This is a genomic window from Photobacterium nomapromontoriensis (assembly GCF_050336815.1).
Taxonomy (GTDB): Bacteria; Pseudomonadota; Gammaproteobacteria; order Enterobacterales; family Vibrionaceae; genus Photobacterium; species Photobacterium nomapromontoriensis.
Window position 1 is genome coordinate 64880 of sequence record NZ_JAKJSL010000024.1, and the last position, 18548, is coordinate 83427.

Sequence of the window (18548 nt, forward strand, 5' to 3'; positions counted from 1 at the left end):
TACTAACTAACAGTACGTTAAGCATGTTTATAGAATCCTATTATTCCGAACAGAATGGTGAATTCACGTTTACCCGCGAGCAAGCGAGCCACTTTGCAAAAATGGTCGCTGGCGATTTTAATCCCATTCATGATGAAGACAACAAGCGTTTCTGTGTCCCTGGTGATCTACTCTTTTCCGTCGTGTTGGCTAAGGCTGGGATCAGTGAAAAAATGCGGTTTGAATTTGCCGGCATGATTAACGACGGTGTTCCACTGAAAGCAGCGCATAGCTGTTTCAATGATTTCGCTGTAGTTAATGATAGTGGCAAAGAGTACTTGCATGTCACCCGAGAAGGGAGCATCACAACAGATCAATCACTGATCGAGCAAATTACTAAAAGTTATGTGCAATTTTCAGGCATGAACTTTCCACACATCATGGTCCCTTTAATGAAGTCAAAAGAGATCATGATCAACCCTACCCGCCCATTGGTTATCTATGAGAGCATGGAAATCGATTTTACTCGACTTGATCTCACAGCACCTGTTGTTGAGCTTATCGACTCACAGATCGAGGTCGAAGGAAAGCGCGGTAGCGTTACCCTGTCATTCTGTTTTAAAGAAAATGGTGAAGTGGTCGGTACTGGCCGTAAGCGTATGCTACTGAGCGGACTGAGACCTTACTGCCAGGACGATATTGATGATCTAGTCAGTCGTTTCAACCAGCGTAAAGTTGATTTTTCAGCCAAGCTTGCCGCTTAATTTCATCGCTGACTCCAAGGTCGTTATCCTAAACGACCTTGGTTTTTTAAACACGGCATTCAAACATCATTCTTGCTCGTAAGCCGGGCTGATTATCACTCAATACAAGTGTGCCATTATGACGTTTAAGTACCGCGGCAACTAAAGCTAATCCCAGCCCATCGCCTTCTGTTGTACGGCTACAATCACATCGGTACATCGGCTCACAAACCTGCTGTTTTTCACTCTCTTCAATCCCTATGCCCAAATCACAAACAACCAGCCCAAAGTGATCCACCACAACCTCGATCTCACTACCTTCCGAAGAGAATTTAATCGCATTTTCAAGTAAGTTAAATACGGCTCGAAATAGTAAAGTCGGCTCCCCTTGCATGGTATAGCTTGCATCTTTGCGTAGTGTGATCTTCTGATATTTTTGGTCGGCTAATGGTAGTAAGAACTCAACAACATCAGTGCATATGCTGTATAACGAAACGGTTTTTTTTTGCATACTCGATTTTCCACAATTCAGGTTAGCGATTTCGAGCATCCCATTAAAAAGCGATAGCATTCTTTCCAAATCATCACTACAAGCAGCTAGTTCTTGATGAAATTTATCACTCGTATTTCCTTGCTCATCATCTTGTAGCATTAAACTATCAATGCGTAATCGCATCCTCGCGATAGGTGTGCGAAGGTCATGGGCTAAACCTGTTGTGAGTGCCTTTAACGCATTTTCATTTTTTTCAACTTGTTCTATAAGAAAATTCAAATGGATTGCAAGGATATCAAACTCATCGCTATCCCGACTTATCGGCAATTTCACTTGTTTCTCGCCACATAAAACACGGTTCATCGCACTATTAACCCGCTGTATACGGCCAATAATATTCAAGGCAAATATCGTAGCAATACACAGCATGACCACTGCAGGCAGCAAAACGCCCGTTAATAGCATTGGCATCAACGTATCGCGGTAAGTTTTCAGTAACTTTGGATCAATCCCTATCACTAACTGCTTAACATCATCAACCACTATGTGAGGTTGAACGCTGTCATTCCCTCCGGTTCCTGACAGTAATGCTGGGTAAGAAGTAACAGGCTGGGGAATGGTTGAGGGTAATTTGCTCGGTATTAAAGAGTATGAAAATGGTGTTCCTTGCTGCTGCCGCTTCTCAATAAGATCATAAACGGCATTACTATCATGAGAGACAAGTTGTGAAAACACATCATATTCAGCAATCAACTCTCGCTCTAACTGACTGGCATGAAAAGATTCTGAACTAAAATACACCATATGGACAATCAAACCGTAAAATATGGCAATACCTAAGCATGTATACATCAATACTTTGTATACAAAAGAACGGTATAGCACATCACGACTGACGAAGAACATAACCCGCACCTCTAACCGTATGAATCAATGTGTCGAAACCACCTTCATCTAATTTCCGGCGTAAATTTGCGATATGCACATCTATCACATTGGTTTTCGGATCAAAATGATAGCTCCAAACCGCTTCAAATAGGTGCATCCTTGACACAACACTTTCCACATTTTCCAATAAACATTGAAGAATTAAGAACTCTTTTGGTTGTAACTCTACATGTCGTCCAGCTCGCCAAACACGGTGCGATTTCAGATCAAGTTTTATATCGGCATAACAATATTCATTAGTGACTTGTTTGGCCGATTTATCTCTTCGAACCAATATGTTGGCACGAGCGACTAACTCTGAGAGCGCGAATGGTTTCACAAGATAATCATCACTACCAGCCGTCAATCCAGCGACGCGATCCTCTACACTACCTAACGCACTTAAAATCAAAACTGGCGTCACATTTTCTGTTGCTCGTAATACAGTCAATAACTTCATGCCATCTAAATTGGGCAACATCCTATCAAGAATGATCAGCTGATAATCACAGCTTGTCGCCATCACAAGGCCTTGATGCCCATCCCCGACATCATCAACAACAAAATTTTGCTCACGTAACCCCGCCGATATAAAGTCCCGCGTCGTTTTATCATCCTCAATAACCAGCACTTTCATGACATTTACCTGTATCCATACATCTTTCCCTTATCATACAAATAAGCGTGACCTACCAATAGGCAGGCCACATACGATTTAGGGGGAAACCGCATTTATTTTGAGTCAATTATATAACTTTCATCGCCGAGGCCAGTGATTCCGCCGCAGTTCCGATAACCACCTGTATATTATTCTTTCCTACTTTCACCATTCCTTTCGATCCGAGAGCTTTTAACGCTGTTTGATCCACTAACTCTGGATTAACCAATTCCAGACGTAGCCGTGTAATACAAGCATCAATATCCGTCAGGTTCTCTTTACCACCAAGCGCTTGAATATACTGACAGGCCAATTTCGAGGGATCTGATTCCACCAGCTCACTCTGCTCTGCATCTTCCCGGCCAGGCGTTTTTAAATTCCAGATTCGAATTGCAGCAACAAATACCACAAAATATAACCCACCAAAAACAGCCCCCATCGGCAGCAGCATCCATGTGTTTTTAGCCGCTGGCGCATTAAAGTTCAGCACATAATCAATAAAGCCAGCAGAGAAGCTAAATACCAAGTGAATATCTAGCGCTTGAGCAACAACCAAGCTAACCCCCATCAAAATGGCGTGAAGTACAAACAGCGCAGGGGCAAGAAACATAAACATGAACTCTAAAGGCTCAGTGATCCCCGTTAAGAATGAGGTAAAGGCGACACTTATCAGTACCCCTGCGACTTTCACTTTATTTTCAGGTTTTGCGGTGACATAAAACGCCGCGGCGGCTGCTGGCAAACCGAACATCATAACCGGGAAGAAACCACTAAGCATCAGCCCAGCATCTGGGTCATTTGCCCAGAACCGTGATATTTCACCTGTAACGCCATTAAACTCACCAAATACAAACCAAACCATCGTATTGAGAATATGGTGCAGGCCAAAAGGTATAAGGAGACGGTTAGCCAAACCATAACTGAATGTACCAGCAGATCCACTACTCAACATCCATTCACCTAATGCATTGATAACTGATTGAATAGGGGGCCATACAAGGCTAAAGGCAAACGCCAAACCTAGCGCACTAAGCCCAGTAATGATGGGAACGAAGCGCTTCCCCGCAAAGAACCCTAAAAATTCAGGTAATTTGATAGTATAAAAACGATTGTACAAATGCCCCGCTAATATACCGGCAATGATCCCGCCGGCCGCTCCTGTATCGATATCAGTATTCAAAACCTTCAATGCGGCCGTCATAACAAAATACCCCACAACGGCTGATACTGCCGATGCCGCAGAACTATCTTTCGATAAACCAGCCGCTACCCCCATTGCAAACAACAGGGGCAAATTGTCAAAAATGGCCTGTCCTCCCTGCGCAATAAAAGCAATATCTAACAAATCTGGCTGACCGAAACGCATCAATAAACCCGCAACCGGCAACACCGCAATAGGGAGCATCAATGCTTTACCTAACTTTTGGAAATAGCCCAAAACACTCATTCTTATTCTCCATTAATGACTAAATATCATATGGATACTATAAGTATGAAGGCATTAACCTTTGATTTTTAATACATTAATTATTCTTAATCTCGCATCACAGAGTCCCCTATACTTTAGGTGATATTTTTTTGCCAACTCCAGAGTGTCACTTTCAATATCTTGGAGAAATAATCATGGTTAATGTTTTGAACAGAACACTGTGGGTAGCTGGAGCCCTTGCTTCAGGGTTACTCAGTGTCAGCTGCTTCGCTGATGAGAATACGATGTCAGAAGATCTTATGACGGAGAAAATTGGCAGAGCTAAATCGGCCGCTCCTGCCTCTATCAGTGATCATGCAACTGTCATTGTTGATGGTAAAGTTGTCGTGAAAGGCACCAATGGCTGGACATGCCTACCTGATACTTTCCCTAATGACGGAATGCCAATGTGCAATGATGCAGTATGGATGGAAATGTTGTCAGCCATGGTGAATAAGAAAGATTTCAAAGCGACAAAAATTGGAATTTCCTACATGCTTCAAGGTGACCGAGGTGCGGGTGTTAGCAATTCAGACCCTTATCATCCTGATCCAAAAAAAGCAGATGACTACACAGAAACCGGTCCACACCTAATGATCATCGTACCTAAAGAATTACTGGAAGGATTAACCGATGATCCAAGTAGTGGTGGCCCCTACGTAATGTGGAAAGATACGCCTTATGTCCATATTATGGTGCCGGTTGCTGATAAATAACGACTAAGCCAATACGACTGCCCGGCACAGATCGTACCGGGTAATCAAAGGTATCGTATAACCTTAAGCCATAGCTAAGTTCAGTCGTGAGCCAACTTTATGTCGTAAAAATGTCATAACTGGTCGTTCAAAATACCGATAACTGATCGATGACACAATCACAGTCAGGGTGATAAATACAGCCACTCCATACAGTCCAGCGAGCCAACTCGTTTGAGCAAACCATCCTGACAATAGATCTGGAAAAAGTACATTTATCAACTCAACACCCGGTAAAAGTAAAACTACGTGCCATAAGTAAACTGAATACGAAATATCACCTAGATATCGCGTGATTTTATTATCAAATAACGTAAAAATTAGCGTAGTTCGCTTTTCTTGCTGTGATGCAATAAAAATCAATATAGCGAATGTCATAACAACAAAATGTGCTGACAGTTTCACATGCATGACACCAACAGTTAATGCAATCAGAACAAGTAATAATGCATCACTATTTATCAATGTCTTATGTTTTTCAGACAGAGTGATATTACACAGCCAACCACCCAAGAACATACCACATACAGCTCTTAATAACGATGATATCCCATTTGTTATATCCAATGACCCATGGGTCTGATTTAAGCTAAATAAAATAATCCATACAAGCACAGGAACCCACAACGTGACTCGAGTCCGCATTGAAAGAACAGACACCATAAATGGAAAAACCATATAGCTTAGCCATTCAGCACTCAATGACCAAGATGCAATATTCCAGGTTAGGCTTGTCGTGGTAACGGCGTGAAGCATAAAGAAATTAGACAGTAACGAGTCAGAAGTGTTGAAGGGACCATTAAATGCCGGTATCCCTGTTAACCCCCAAGATTCTAATAACGGCCCACCATAAAACCCAAGCCTTTGATTAAGCTTAATGAATTCCCATAACACAAGAACAGACAGAGTAATAAAAAATAATGGGTAAATACGGCTAAACCTCAGCCACATAAACCCTTTCCATTGAGAAAAACTCACGCCATCAACAAAGTTCTTTTTATAGACATGCATCATGACAAAGCCACTTAACAAAAAGAACAGGTCAACGAAGAGGTAACTATTTTCCAAAAAATGGGTAAATTCAATTAGTGGTTCTTTCCATTGAGGGAAAAATATAAGGCGGGCATGAAATAGAGCAACACATAATGCCGCCAGTCCACGCAACGGTGTAAGTAGAGGTACTTCAGTTTTCATTATTTTTCTCAGTGATTAATTTTTTTATTGTCTAATAAATTAATTCATCAACCAATCAATCCAGAAAGATTAATTTTGTTCTGTGAATTATATATAAAACTGATGAAAAATGATGAAAACTAAGGCGTGAATTTTCCGTGCCAATAATCGAAAGACTATTAGCACAGAAAGTGATGTTACCAAGTTAACTCAAAATGCAGAATTCGGAAAATCTGTCCTGAGGTCACTTGAGTATATTCTTTAATAAAACGACGAACTGGCTACCTCACCCTGCTGCCAACGCTGCTGCCGTTCAGCGGCCACTTTTTTACCCGCCATCCGGACAACCGCCAGCGGTCCAGTCACCAAGGTTGCCGCCACCAGAATGGAAACAGGTACCGCGGTAATAACAATGAAAGACTGCAGAGCATTCAGGCCACCATCACCCGCAACTAAAAGTACGGCGGCAATACACCCCATTGCGATAGCCCAGAATAGACGCTGTGATTTAGAGGGCTCATTATCACCCGACACAACCAGTGCGATTGAATAAGCCATTGAATCTCCCGTCGTGACAACGAATGTCGTGGTCAGAATCAAGAAAACTGGGATCAAAAAATCACTGAACGGTAGCTGCGCAAGCGACGCCAGTAACACCGCAGGCAAACCTGACTCAGCAAGTGGCCCTGAAATACTGCCCGGGATCTGTAACTCAAAGAAGATGCCCGTTCCACCCAGAACAGTAAACCAAAAATTAGTCACAATGGGTGCAGCAATCGCAATCGTCAATATCAGCTCTCGTACTGAACGACCTTCAGAGATACGAGCAATAAAAATAGCCATCATAGGTGCAAAACCAATGAACCATCCCCAGAAGAACCATGTCCACCACTGATTCCATTCTGGGGCATCAGCATTCACACTCATCTCTGGTAGATGCTGCAAGTAAGAGGCAAAAGCAATACCAAAATGTTCAAAAAGAAACTGAGTTGGCCCCAATAGCAACATGACTAACAATAAGCCAAATGCCCCGATAATGTTAAAGCGACTCAACCATTGCAGACCTTTATCCATACCCGTGAAAGCAGAAAGCGAGTAAATGGCGACAACAACCGCCAATATACCTAACTGAGAGCTGGTGTTATTTTCTAGCCCTGCCACAACCTCAAGGCTGTAACCCAGTTGAGAAGCAAGAAATCCAATCGGACCAATGGTTCCCGCAGCAACAGCGATGATAGAACATGCATCGATCAACGATCCTAACCAGTGATTCTCAAGTTTATTACCCACTAATGGATACAATAGCGCGCGCGGGCGCAATTTCACCCCACCTTGATGGTGTGCATACATTAAGACAATAGTGGATAACGTACCAAGCGCAGCCCAAGCTAAAAATCCCCAATGCATAAAGCTCTGGCTCAAAGCTGGTCCAGCAGCCTGTAGCGATTGTGGTTCAATACCATCAAAACTCGGTGGAAGGGTCATGAAATGAAATATAGGCTCTGCCGCGGACCAAAACACCCCGCCACCAGCTAGCAAGGTACACATGATCATCGCCAACCAACGGAATGTCCCAATACTGGGTGCTTGTTGACGGCCCAAGCGCAGTTTGCCGTAGCGGCTAACAGCAATAATAATTGCAATAACAAAATTGAACACCATCAACCACTGCCAATATTGACCAAACGCTGCAGTTGAAGCGGAAAAAGCGGAGTCTATAATTTGCCCAACAAGAGTCAGATCATAGAGGGAAAAGAGAAGGAACAGCCCAAGAAAACCAATCGTTAGTACTGAAACTGTTTTGTCGCTACCTTTTAGGGTATTGCTTAGCATAACTATCTCACTGTTTGTGTGAGGGGCGGCACCTTAGCAGCTAAAAAATCAGATTTCCAGTGAAATGTGTTTTAAATTATCCTTATTAATCGCGATGTTAATACATCAAGAGTGCTCTATTGTACAAAATAGCGCTATGATTCTAATTACTTAGCGATGATTCGCAAAACCCAACAACTTAATTAGTACACAAAACATATTTATACCCCAACCACCTCCTCGTGCTTTCTGTTTTACTTCTTCACAATCACCACTACAGATACCTATAAGGAATAATTTACCCCGTGAAATGACATTTCTTTTACTTTTCCCGCTTTATACTCTGTTAGAATCTCTCCCCTCATTTTTCTGATGAAGTAACACAATGTTTGTACGTTCATTTTTAAGTCAAAAAATACCAGGACTTATCGCCCTACTGATCTTCGCTACCCTATTATCAGGCGTATTAATGTTTTACTCTCAGGCCGATCTGGCAGGGCCTGCTGCAAATTCAACTGGGCTGTTTTTTTCTAGCTTGACGTACTCAGCCGGAAGCCCAGGCTTTCTTCTCACAGTCAGCCTATTGATGCTGATCCCGATAGGATTAAAATTACCCCGTAAGCAGATATTCAAGCTGGGTGTACAATTTGCCATATTGCTTGTTTTAAGCTTCGTCGCAAAAACCGCGCTTAAACATATCACTGAAGTACCTAGGCCTTATACCTATCAACTGGAAACACTGGGTCTCGTTGAATCACCAGAGGCGTTTTATCAACTAAGTGACACGAAGAAAGATCACGTAGTGGAACAAGCCAGCTATAGCGTCAGCCATTGGCGCATTGAACATTGGCGTGGTGAAACGAACTATTCATTGCCGTCAGGTCATACCATTTTTGCTGCTGTGTGTGTCGTTTTTTGGGGTGGATTTTTTGTACGTCGCAAACAGTTTCTGCCAACGGCGATTATTCTATTGTGGGCAACAGGTGTCGGTGTCAGCCGAATTTGGCTAGGTATGCATTGGCCGACTGACTTACTGGCATCCATTTGCAGTGCTGCGATACTGTATTTGTTTGTTCCTGAGTGGCCATTGTCTAAACAGTGATGTCAAATCGGTAATAATCGCGTCATGTAAAAACAAAAAAGCTCTCATTGAATGAGAGCTTTTTATAACCACGTTAGTTCAGCCTGCGGTCGGTCCAAACTAAACAAATAATCAGTGAATTTCCACACTGTGAACATATTCAACCACTATCTGATTACCACTATAGCGGACATTTTTTATATCCCCATCAACAATATATGTATTGGTTAATGTCACTGAATTGGGCATTGAGCTACCAATATGATTACGCAGTGATGGCAGTGTGATCACTGGGTCTACACCGATAAAATTACAAAATTGATTAACAAAGCGGTGTTCAAGCGGCATCGTGCCCCGGAGTATGTCTGAAAAGACTAGCTGGCTGACACCCAGCTTCTTCGCCATTTCAATCTGCGTGATTCGCATCTTCGCTTTATAGCTCATCCATGTATCGTGAAGTACCTGACGGTCTTGTTCGGTATAGTGCATGCAAAATTATCCTAGCGCTTTGTATTTTTTAATGGTCATTATTAAAGCTCAAATCCATACGGTTATTGTCAGAAAAAAGTAATGTCTTTTTATAGTAAAGCACTTTTATCGTAATCTTAGGATTGTTAACCGAGGGATTATCTGGATATACTTGTTACATTGTTTTGTCTTTGGTTTAGCTATGCATTTACAGCAGCTCGTTACAAAATGTGTGATCGCCTTGATGTTACTGTTATCGGTATCATCAAACGCGTTTGCACAATTTAGCGAAGTCCGTGGTGTCATGCCTACTGATTGTGTCATGAATATCGCATCATCCGATTGCTGTACATCCATGACCAACGCAACAACCGATAGCCATCACTTTGCTCATGATGGTGCGGCAAATCAAACCGAACACGTAAATGGCTGCTGTAATGATGAGCAATGCCATTCCAGTACGCTTCAGCTAGCCATTCTGGCAGACTCTGTCGTTATTGCCCCTTTTACAGCTCACGTACATTTTACGGATCCTGCGGGTGAACGTCAGGCCATCAGTAAATTCATATTCAGACCTCCTACAGCGGTCTAATCGCTTTTCTCATTGATACACGCTGTGCAGCAATACTTGCTGATACTGCTATCTATTTTGAACGATTTAAAACCGTAGGAATCATTATGAAAATGTCTCTTAAAGCCCTTATTGCCTTCTCTCTTCTGACGGCTAGCTCATTGTCTATTGCTGCGACGATTAAAGGCACGAATTACCAATCCCCCTATTGTGGCTGCTGCAAAGAGTGGGTAAAGCATATGGATGAAAATGGCTTTGAACTTGAAATGGTCTATGAGCAAGATCTCACTCCGCTCAAGATTAAGCTAGGTATCCGCCCACAGTACGCCTCTTGCCATACCGCAGAAATTGAAGGCTACTCATTCGAAGGGCATGTGCCAGCAGAAGATATTATCCGTTTTCTTGAATCCAAACCAAAGCGCATGATTGGCTTGGCCGTCGCGGGAATGCCAATGGGCTCGCCGGGCATGGAATATAAAGACCAAAAAGATCCGTATAACGTGATCGCATTTGATAAAAATGGCAATACGATGGTGTGGTCTCGACACAATCAGTAATCAGTAACTGGAAAGGGTGAGGCATCAAGCCTCACCCTTTTCACAAACTATACCCAATTACCTCAGAATACAGGATTCAGAGTGCGCTCGGATTAATAACATCTATTGCAGACGCACTACAGCAGATTAAAAAGCGCCCTATTCGGGTCTTGCTCTTCGGCCCATTGCGTCTCTAACTCTCGGTGTTCCAGGTATATCTGTACGGCGTTGAAATAGGTAAATGCAGTCAGCTCAGAATCAGCACTGAAATATGCAAAGAAAGCCTCTTCATGTTCCGCTAGTTGGCTTAGGGTTGTAATTCCTCGCTGTAATATCCATTGAATCGCATACGGTGAAATCAATGTCCGATGCAAAATCAACTCTTGGATCTCGCCAATCTCAACATCAATGCCGATCTCTCGTTTTCCCTTCGGAAATGACAATCCTTGCTCTTCTGCAAGCAACGCCTTCAAACTTGAAATGCTTGATTCACGCTCTTGCGGCGAATAACCGTAGGTTGTTTTAGCAAAACGGATTGCATATCCCAGCCTGTCACGGCCAACTACTTCAATCACAGCTTCGAGGTAAGGCTGTGGAATCGCGTACGCTTTGGCAAGTTGCTCCACCGCCTGAGTCAAGCTGGTATAAGTTATACCATCAAAATGTACATGAAAACGGGTACTCATTATCGAGACGGGCAATCCATCAATCGTTAAAGGCCAGCCAGCATAATTCACTCGCGCTTTGGCTATTTCAAACATCTGCCAAGCACTTTCTCTAAAACCCTCTAGCGCCTTACCTTCAAACTCACAATTGTCGAGCTCGTCTTGTGTCCAATTGACACCTATTTGTAGGTGTTTTTGATACTTGTGGTGTAGCTGCTCTTTGACTTTATCACGCAGTAAATCAAGCCCACTGACTTTTATCGGCCGGCAAATACCGTAGCATTCCTGACAGCAAGGCAGCATAACGGGTAAGGCTTGTTGTTCATAATTAGGCGATGCCATGAAGGGATAGGATTCATAATACGGCTCACCACAAAACCAGCAGGTATGGCGGAACTCAAAAGGCACATCAATGGTTTGGTAAGTCGTCATGGCTCTTATTCTATGAGTAAATTCATGAAGTATTATGCTTTTCGGTTACTAAAGACTCAACCCCCCATCAAGGCCCATTCACTAAGAATCCTGTATCTTGACGTAACTTAGGTATAAAGAGAATTGTACTGCCATGATGAACACGTTAAAATATGTGCCCTTTTCAACCATGGTGTGATCGAATGTCTGAACAGAAGCGAAAGGCGCTCAAGAAAATAGCTAAATGCCTCGAGCTAGGTAACTCTGCCAACGTTAATGAAGCCGCCCAAGCCATAAAAATGGCCCATCGGTTGATGCTGAAATACGGCCTCGAACAAGATGACATCGAATTCATCAAAATGGGCAAAACTAAAACAGCTACTTTGTTACCCACAGACATCAGTCCGCAGATCCTGAAAATCATTCGCGGTATTAATCGCCGTTTCGGTGTTGAATGTGTGTTAACCAACCACAAAGGGCTGAAACAGGCTGAGTTTATCGGTATGGCTGAACGCGCTATTTTTGCTGCTTTTGCTTTTGACGTTGTCTACCGTGAGATGAATCAGCAAACCGGTCAATTCCGTAATAGCTTCCAAGGGAGCGGCACCAGTAACCCAGAGATCACTCGTCGAGTGTCATCGTTCCTCGCTGGATGGATTGAAGGGGCACTGGAAAAATTACCGGAACTCAATACTGATGATGATCATGAAAAGCGCATGAATAACTTCATTGATAAAGAGTTTGAGAACATTGATCGCGAAACCTTTAAAAAACAGCTTCAAGAAGCAATGAAGGCCCTCACTGACGATTATGAAAAAGGCATGAAAAAAGGCCGTTCTATTTCAGTGAACCGTCCAGTCGGCAATGGCCGGGCGCATCAACCTAAGCTACTCTCTTAATACAGATTCAGAATGATTCGTTGACTAAAACACAGCCAGAACACGGCTGTGTTTTAGTTTGAAAAATAAGCAGTTATTGAAATTAATTTTTCTTCACATCATTTTTCGAACAAATAATCAGCAACCACTCATCTCATCACATCTTATCGTCACGAAGTGGGATATAAATCTCACTTTTATGATACAATGAAACAAAATCCCCTTTATCGACGATAGCCTTCACACATGAAATTCCCTGGTCAGCGTAAATCCAAGCATTACTTTCCAGTCAATGCCCGTGATCCTTTAGTTGCTCAAATCCAGCAAGAAAATCCGCTGTCTCGTACACACTTAGTTGGTGTCGGTCAAACCATTGTTGATATTGAAGCACGTATTGACGATGACTTTCTTGCCCGTCACAATCTCAGCAAGGGACACTCTTTAGTACTGGCTGAAGATAAAGCCGAACAGCTTTACCAGGAACTAAAAGAGCGCAACCTCATTAGTCACGAGTACCCAGGTGATACCATTGGTAACACCCTACACAACTACTCTGTACTTGCGGATGATAAATCAATTCTGCTGGGCGTGATGAGTCAAGATCTAAAAATCGGTTCTTACGCTTACCGCTATCTTTGCAACACATCCAGCCGCATGGACCTTGATTTCCTGCAGCCAGTTAATGGGCCTATCGGCCGTTGCTACACACTGATCACCGAAGATGGAGAGCGTACATTCGCCATCAATGAAGGCGAAATGAACCAGCTTAGACCTGAGTTTGTTCCAGAGTGTGCTTTTGAAAATGCCTCTGCGCTAGTGCTTTCTTCGTACTTAGTACGCGGTAAGCCGGGCGATCCTATGAAAGACTCGGCTCTAAAAGCTATCGAGTATGCCAAAAAACATGGCGTCCCCGTTGTTCTAACGCTTGGAACTAAGTACGTCATCGAAGGCAAACAAGAGTGGTGGATCGAGTTTCTAAAAGAACATGTGACTTGTGTTGCTATGAACGAAGAAGAAGCAGAAGCCCTAACCGGTGAAAAAGATCCGCTAACGGCTGCTGATAAAGCATTGGAATGGGTTGATTTGGTACTGTGTACTGCCGGTCCAGTTGGTCTGTACATGGCGGGTTATACCGAAGATGAGCTGAAACGTGAGTCTAGCCTACCGCTTCTGCCTGGCCGTATTGCTGAATTTAATAAATATGAATTCAGTCGCCCGATGAAGAAGTCAACGTGTGAAAATCCTATTCGCGTTTACTCACATATCGCGCCATACCTTGGCGGCCCGATGCAGATCAAAAATACCAATGGCGCAGGTGATGCGGCATTATCAGCCTTACTTCACGACATGTCGGCAAACCGTTACCACAAAGCAAACGTGCCTAATTCCGCTAAGCATGCGGGTGAATTCTTGAGCTACTCCTCTTTTTCACAAATTTGCCAGTATTCAAACCGCGTTAGCTATGAAGTCCTCACGCAACATGCCCCGCGCCTGTCGCATGGCCTACCTGAGCGAGAAGACTGCCTAGAAGAAGCCTACTGGGAACGTTAATTCTGACCAATTTGCCTAACACAAAAAAAGCCCTTTCGGGCTTTTTTTGTTTCTACAGCTGCTAACGTCTTTCAGAATAATGACAATAAAAAACCAGAGATTATCTCTGGTTTTTTATTTAAGCTTGGCAAGTACCTATTTAATTAGCACTCAGTGATCGCATTGCGTACCCGCTTATCAGACACCGGATACGGTGTGCCTAACTGCTGAGCAAAGAAGCTTACGCGTAGCTCTTCAATCATCCAGCGGATCTCCTTCACTTTTTCCGGTACTGGCTGACCTTTCGGAATCTTATTCAGTAGCTCTTTATAATCCGAAACCACCGATTCAATTTTGAGTATGTGCATCCGATCTTTATTTGGATCAATCGGCAGTTTTTCCATTCGGCGTTCAATCGCGCGCATGTAACGGAGAATATCCGGCAGCCTACGCCAACCACATTCGGTCGCGAAGCCTTTAAAGATCAGCCCCTCAATCTGCGCTTTAATATCAGACAAAGCAAACGCCATCGTCAAATCGATGCGACCTTTCAAACGCTTGTTGATATTAAATGCCGTAGTCAGAATTTCTTCAACCTGTTTGGCAATATCAACAACCGTATCACCCAGCTCACCTCGAATGTGTTCCTTCATCGCCTCGAAGGCTTCCGGTTCCCAGACTAAACCACCCTTTTGCTCAATTAGCTTATCGATACCGCAAGCGATACAGTCATCAATCAGATCCATCACTCGACCATACGGGTTAAAGTACAGGCCCAACTTAGATTTGTTTGGCAAATTCGTATGCAGATATTTAATTGGTGACGGCACGTTCAGCAAGACCAAACGGCGTTGACCTTGCTGCATTGCGGTACGTTGCTCTTCTTCTGTTTCGAACAGTTTAATGCCGACTGAATCTTTATTATCAACAATGGCTGGATAGGCTTTGACTTCAAAACCACCACGCTTTTGCTGATAGCGTTCAGGTAACTTACCGAAACTCCATGTTTTCAGTCCATCTTGCTCGATATCATCATCCGCCACTTTTGACAGCGTTTCCTGTACTTTTTCTTTTAAGCCATCTTTCAGACTGTACAGATCTTTGCTCTCTTTCAGCTTACGGTTACGATGGTCCACCACACGGTACGTGATTTTCAGGTGATCCGGTAGTTGGTCTGGATGCCAGTCTTCGCGCATCACGGATACCCCGGTCATACGCTTCAATTCTTTTTCCAGCGAATCCAACAACGGCATCGCCATCGCTTCAGCACGAGCAAGAAATGCATCTGCATAGTTCGGTGCAGGAACAAAGTTACGACGCACAGGTTTAGGCAGTGACTTGATCAATGCGACAACTAACTCTTGGCGTAAGCCTGGAATCTGCCAATCAAAACCATCGACGGTTACCTGATTCAAAATAGGTAACGGAACGTGAACCGTTACACCGTCACTATCTTCACCCGGTTCGAACTGATAGCTCAACTTCAACTTCAAGTTACCTTGATGCCAGAAATTAGGGTAATCCAAATCAGTTACATGACTTGCATCCCCACGGAACAGCATTTCACGCTCAAAATTCAACAATTCCGCATTATCACGGCTGGCTTTTTTCCACCAAGTATCAAAATGGCGGCCAGAAACTACGGTATGTTCAACACGCTGATCGTAAAAATCAAATAGCGCATCGTCATCAATCAGGATGTCACGACGACGAGACTTGTGCTCCAGCTCTTCAACTTCTTGCAATAGTTTACGGTTTTGATGGAAAAACTTATGTTTTGTCTCCCAATCCCCTTCCACCAGCGCAGAGCGTATAAATAGCTCACGAGATAAAACAGGATCAATGCGGCCATAATTTACTTTGCGCTTCGGTACGATGGGAATACCGTACAAAGAGACTTTCTCATAAGCGGCAACAGACGCTTGTTTCTTCTCCCAATGCGGTTCACTGTAACTGCGTTTTAGCAAATGTTCAGCCAGCGGCTCTACCCACTCAGGCTGAATTTTCGCCGCAATACGGCCCCACAATCTGGATGTTTCAACCAACTCCGCGACCATCACCCATTTTGGCTGCTTTTTGAAAATGCCAGAGCCAGGGAAAATATTGAAGCGAGCGTTACGGGCACCTTGATACTCATTCTTCTCCTGATCTTTCATACCGATGTGCGACAACATACCGGCTAACAACGCAGTATGTACGCCGTCATAACTGGCTTCTTGTTCGTTCAGGCGGAAATCCAACTCTTTCACAACTTGGCTGACCTGATAGTAAATATCTTGCCATTCACGCACACGCAGGTAGTTCAGGTAATCTTTCTTGCACTGTCGACGGAATTGATTACCTGACAACGCTTTTTGCTGCTCTTGAATATAATTCCACAAGTTTACAAACGTCAGGAAGTCCGAATCTTTATCGTAGAAACGGCGGTGTTTCTCATCTGATGCCTGTTGCTTGTCAGATGGACGTTCACGCGGGTCCTGAATCGACAACGCACAGGCAATGATCATGACTTCACGCAGCGCACCTTGTTTCGGCGCTTCGAGTACCATGCGCGCTAAACGGGGGTCAATCGGCAAACGGGCTAACTGACGACCAATGCCCGATAAGCGCTTACGTGGATCGGTTGCTTTTACATTGATTGCGCCCAGTTCTTCAAGCAGGCGAATACCATCTTGAATATTACGGTTATCCGGCGCTTCAACAAATGGAAAGGCTTGAATATCGCCCAAGCCAATCGCGGTCATCTGTAAGATAACCGATGCTAGGTTAGTACGCAGTATTTCAGGATCGGTAAATTCCGGACGAGAGAGGAAATCCTCTTCCGAGTACAAGCGGATACAGATACCTTCGGCCACACGACCACATCGGCCTTTACGCTGATTAGCACTGGCCTGTGAGACACGCTCAATCGGTAAACGCTGTACTTTGGTTCGATAGCTATAGCGGCTGATGCGCGCTGTACCAGGGTCAATAACATACTTAATCCCCGGTACCGTCAGCGACGTTTCCGCCACGTTCGTTGACAGAATAATTCGTCGACCAGCATGGGTATGGAATACGCGATTTTGTTCACCCGCAGACAAACGTGCATACAGCGGTAAAATTTCGGTATCTCGCAGATTACGCTTTTCAAGTGCATCTGCAGTATCGCGAATTTCTCGTTCACCGTTCATGAAGATCAGGATATCACCCAATCCTTCATCACACAGTTCATCGACCGCATCAAAAATGGCTTGCAGCTGATCACGGTCACTGTCATCACCGTCTTCTGACATCGGACGATAACGCACTTCAACCGGATAAGTACGACCAGATACTTCGATGATTGGGGCATTAAAGAAATGCTTTGAAAAACGCTCAGGATCGATTGTCGCAGAAGTAATAATAACCTTTAAATCTGGGCGTTTCGGCAGCAGTTCTCGCAGGTAACCCATAATGAAATCGATATTCAGGCTTCGTTCGTGCGCTTCATCGATAATAATGGTGTCGTACTGGCTTAAAAAGCGATCGTTCTGAATTTCCGCCAGCAGAATACCGTCGGTCATCAATTTGACCTGACTACGATCTGAAACTTGATCGTTAAAACGCACCTTGTAACCGACATAAGAGCCCAGCTCACACTGCAGCTCTTCAGCAATCCGGTTGGCTACTGAACGAGCCGCTAAACGACGAGGCTGAGTGTGGCCTATCATGCCCTTGGTACCGAGTCCAAGTTCCATACAGATCTTTGGTAACTGGGTGGTTTTACCCGAACCAGTTTCACCCGCGACAATCACGACCTGATTATTTTTAATCGCTTCTGCGATATCATCTTTTTTCTGGCTGACAGGCAGCTGTTCTGGGTACGTGATTTTAGGTCGCTGAGTAGCACGCATTGCGACAGTTTGCATCGATTTCGCAATATCGAGTGCAATCTCATCAAACACAACATGTTTGGCATGTTCTTTCTTTATTCGAGCCGCACCTTGCACACGTTTGTGCAAACGAAACTGATCGCGGATCATGCAATCTTTAATCGCGGCTTTGAGCGTTTTCTCATTATTCAAAACGCTAGACGGAGAGGTATTCGACTGAGTCAATGTCATTCCTGATAGTTCAGCATCAAATTTCTTTGTGCATTCTATCACATTCTCAACCTGTCACGCAGGCTCTCGTATTGAGTCAATTAGAAATATCCACACTCGAGCAAAATGCGGGCTCAGCGGGGAATACGCCCCCTTTCACACTCATCTAACAGTGACAGTAGCGAGCCCGCCCGCCAGTAACAATCGAGCTATCTATCCATTACTCTATCTTACTAATTTTTAACGATAAGCTGTTATGCCAGCCAATATTTACCTGAATAATACGTCAAAATATTCTGGCTGAAACGATTCTTTCAAAGAGCGGGACGATTCTTT

Annotated in this window: 15 protein-coding genes; 7 read left to right on the top strand and 8 right to left on the bottom strand. The window is 43.8% G+C overall.

What is annotated here, in order from left to right:
* Positions 1–23 precede the first annotated feature (23 nt).
* The gene (locus L4D12_RS09655; protein WP_428447622.1) at positions 24–743 is read left to right on the top strand and encodes a DUF3581 domain-containing protein; all 720 of its coding nucleotides are present in this window, start codon (positions 24–26) and stop codon (positions 741–743) included.
* Between the two features lie 46 nt (positions 744–789).
* Here the strand turns inward: L4D12_RS09655 and L4D12_RS09660 are convergent, their stop codons facing one another.
* The 3 genes from L4D12_RS09660 to nagE all read right to left on the bottom strand — a co-directional run bounded on the left by L4D12_RS09660 (position 790) and on the right by nagE (position 4247).
* Positions 790–2121, bottom strand: coding sequence for a sensor histidine kinase (locus L4D12_RS09660; protein ID WP_428447623.1), 1332 nt, complete (start codon positions 2119–2121; stop codon positions 790–792).
* Complete coding sequence (locus tag L4D12_RS09665; RefSeq protein WP_428447624.1) at positions 2102–2779, bottom strand: response regulator transcription factor; 678 nt, start codon at positions 2777–2779, stop codon at positions 2102–2104. The genes L4D12_RS09660 and L4D12_RS09665 overlap by 20 nt, the downstream gene beginning before the upstream one ends.
* Before the next feature lie 109 nt (positions 2780–2888).
* Positions 2889–4247 (bottom strand): N-acetylglucosamine-specific PTS transporter subunit IIBC, encoded by a 1359-nt coding sequence (nagE, locus tag L4D12_RS09670; protein WP_428447625.1) that lies wholly within the window; start codon positions 4245–4247, stop codon positions 2889–2891.
* Positions 4248–4423: 176 nt separating this feature from the next.
* On the opposite strand from nagE, the gene L4D12_RS09675 reads away from it, so the two are divergent.
* A complete protein-coding gene (locus L4D12_RS09675) occupies positions 4424–4984 on the top strand; it encodes a hypothetical protein (RefSeq protein WP_428447626.1) in 561 nt (186 codons plus the stop codon).
* A 63-nt stretch (positions 4985–5047) separates the two neighbouring features.
* Here L4D12_RS09675 and L4D12_RS09680 read toward each other — a convergent pair whose 3' ends face one another.
* Positions 5048–6217, bottom strand: a complete 1170-nt coding sequence (locus tag L4D12_RS09680) for an acyltransferase family protein (RefSeq protein ID WP_428447627.1) — start codon at positions 6215–6217, stop codon at positions 5048–5050.
* Between the two features lie 240 nt (positions 6218–6457).
* Positions 6458–8029 carry a BCCT family transporter gene (locus L4D12_RS09685; RefSeq protein WP_428447628.1) on the bottom strand — a complete coding sequence of 524 codons (1572 nt, stop codon included), beginning with the start codon at positions 8027–8029 and terminating at the stop codon, positions 6458–6460.
* A 448-nt stretch (positions 8030–8477) separates the two neighbouring features.
* Between L4D12_RS09685 and L4D12_RS09690 the strand changes: the two genes are divergently transcribed.
* On the top strand, positions 8478–9110 hold the full coding sequence (locus tag L4D12_RS09690) for a phosphatase PAP2 family protein (RefSeq protein ID WP_428447629.1): 633 nt from the start codon (positions 8478–8480) through the stop codon (positions 9108–9110).
* Positions 9111–9221: 111 nt separating this feature from the next.
* Here L4D12_RS09690 and L4D12_RS09695 read toward each other — a convergent pair whose 3' ends face one another.
* Positions 9222–9578, bottom strand: coding sequence for a helix-turn-helix domain-containing protein (locus tag L4D12_RS09695; protein ID WP_428447630.1), 357 nt, complete (start codon positions 9576–9578; stop codon positions 9222–9224).
* A gap of 181 nt (positions 9579–9759) precedes the next feature.
* Between L4D12_RS09695 and L4D12_RS09700 the strand changes: the two genes are divergently transcribed.
* Both L4D12_RS09700 and L4D12_RS09705 read left to right on the top strand, forming a co-directional pair.
* A complete protein-coding gene (locus tag L4D12_RS09700) occupies positions 9760–10149 on the top strand; it encodes a hypothetical protein (RefSeq protein ID WP_428447631.1) in 390 nt (129 codons plus the stop codon).
* A 92-nt stretch (positions 10150–10241) separates the two neighbouring features.
* Positions 10242–10685 carry a DUF411 domain-containing protein gene (locus L4D12_RS09705; protein WP_428447684.1) on the top strand — a complete coding sequence of 148 codons (444 nt, stop codon included), beginning with the start codon at positions 10242–10244 and terminating at the stop codon, positions 10683–10685.
* A 116-nt stretch (positions 10686–10801) separates the two neighbouring features.
* Here the strand turns inward: L4D12_RS09705 and L4D12_RS09710 are convergent, their stop codons facing one another.
* Positions 10802–11761 carry a hypothetical protein gene (locus tag L4D12_RS09710; RefSeq protein ID WP_428447632.1) on the bottom strand — a complete coding sequence of 320 codons (960 nt, stop codon included), beginning with the start codon at positions 11759–11761 and terminating at the stop codon, positions 10802–10804.
* Positions 11762–11943: 182 nt separating this feature from the next.
* On the opposite strand from L4D12_RS09710, the gene L4D12_RS09715 reads away from it, so the two are divergent.
* Together L4D12_RS09715 and L4D12_RS09720 are read left to right on the top strand one after the other, a co-directional pair.
* The gene (locus tag L4D12_RS09715) at positions 11944–12639 is read left to right on the top strand and encodes a DUF2786 domain-containing protein (RefSeq protein WP_428447633.1); all 696 of its coding nucleotides are present in this window, start codon (positions 11944–11946) and stop codon (positions 12637–12639) included.
* Between the two features lie 225 nt (positions 12640–12864).
* Complete coding sequence (locus L4D12_RS09720) at positions 12865–14169, top strand: inosine/guanosine kinase (RefSeq protein WP_428447634.1); 1305 nt, start codon at positions 12865–12867, stop codon at positions 14167–14169.
* A 143-nt stretch (positions 14170–14312) separates the two neighbouring features.
* On the opposite strand, the gene hrpA is transcribed toward L4D12_RS09720, so the two are convergent.
* Positions 14313–18233 carry an ATP-dependent RNA helicase HrpA gene (gene hrpA, locus L4D12_RS09725; protein ID WP_428447685.1) on the bottom strand — a complete coding sequence of 1307 codons (3921 nt, stop codon included), beginning with the start codon at positions 18231–18233 and terminating at the stop codon, positions 14313–14315.
* Between the last annotated feature and the right edge of the window lie 315 nt (positions 18234–18548).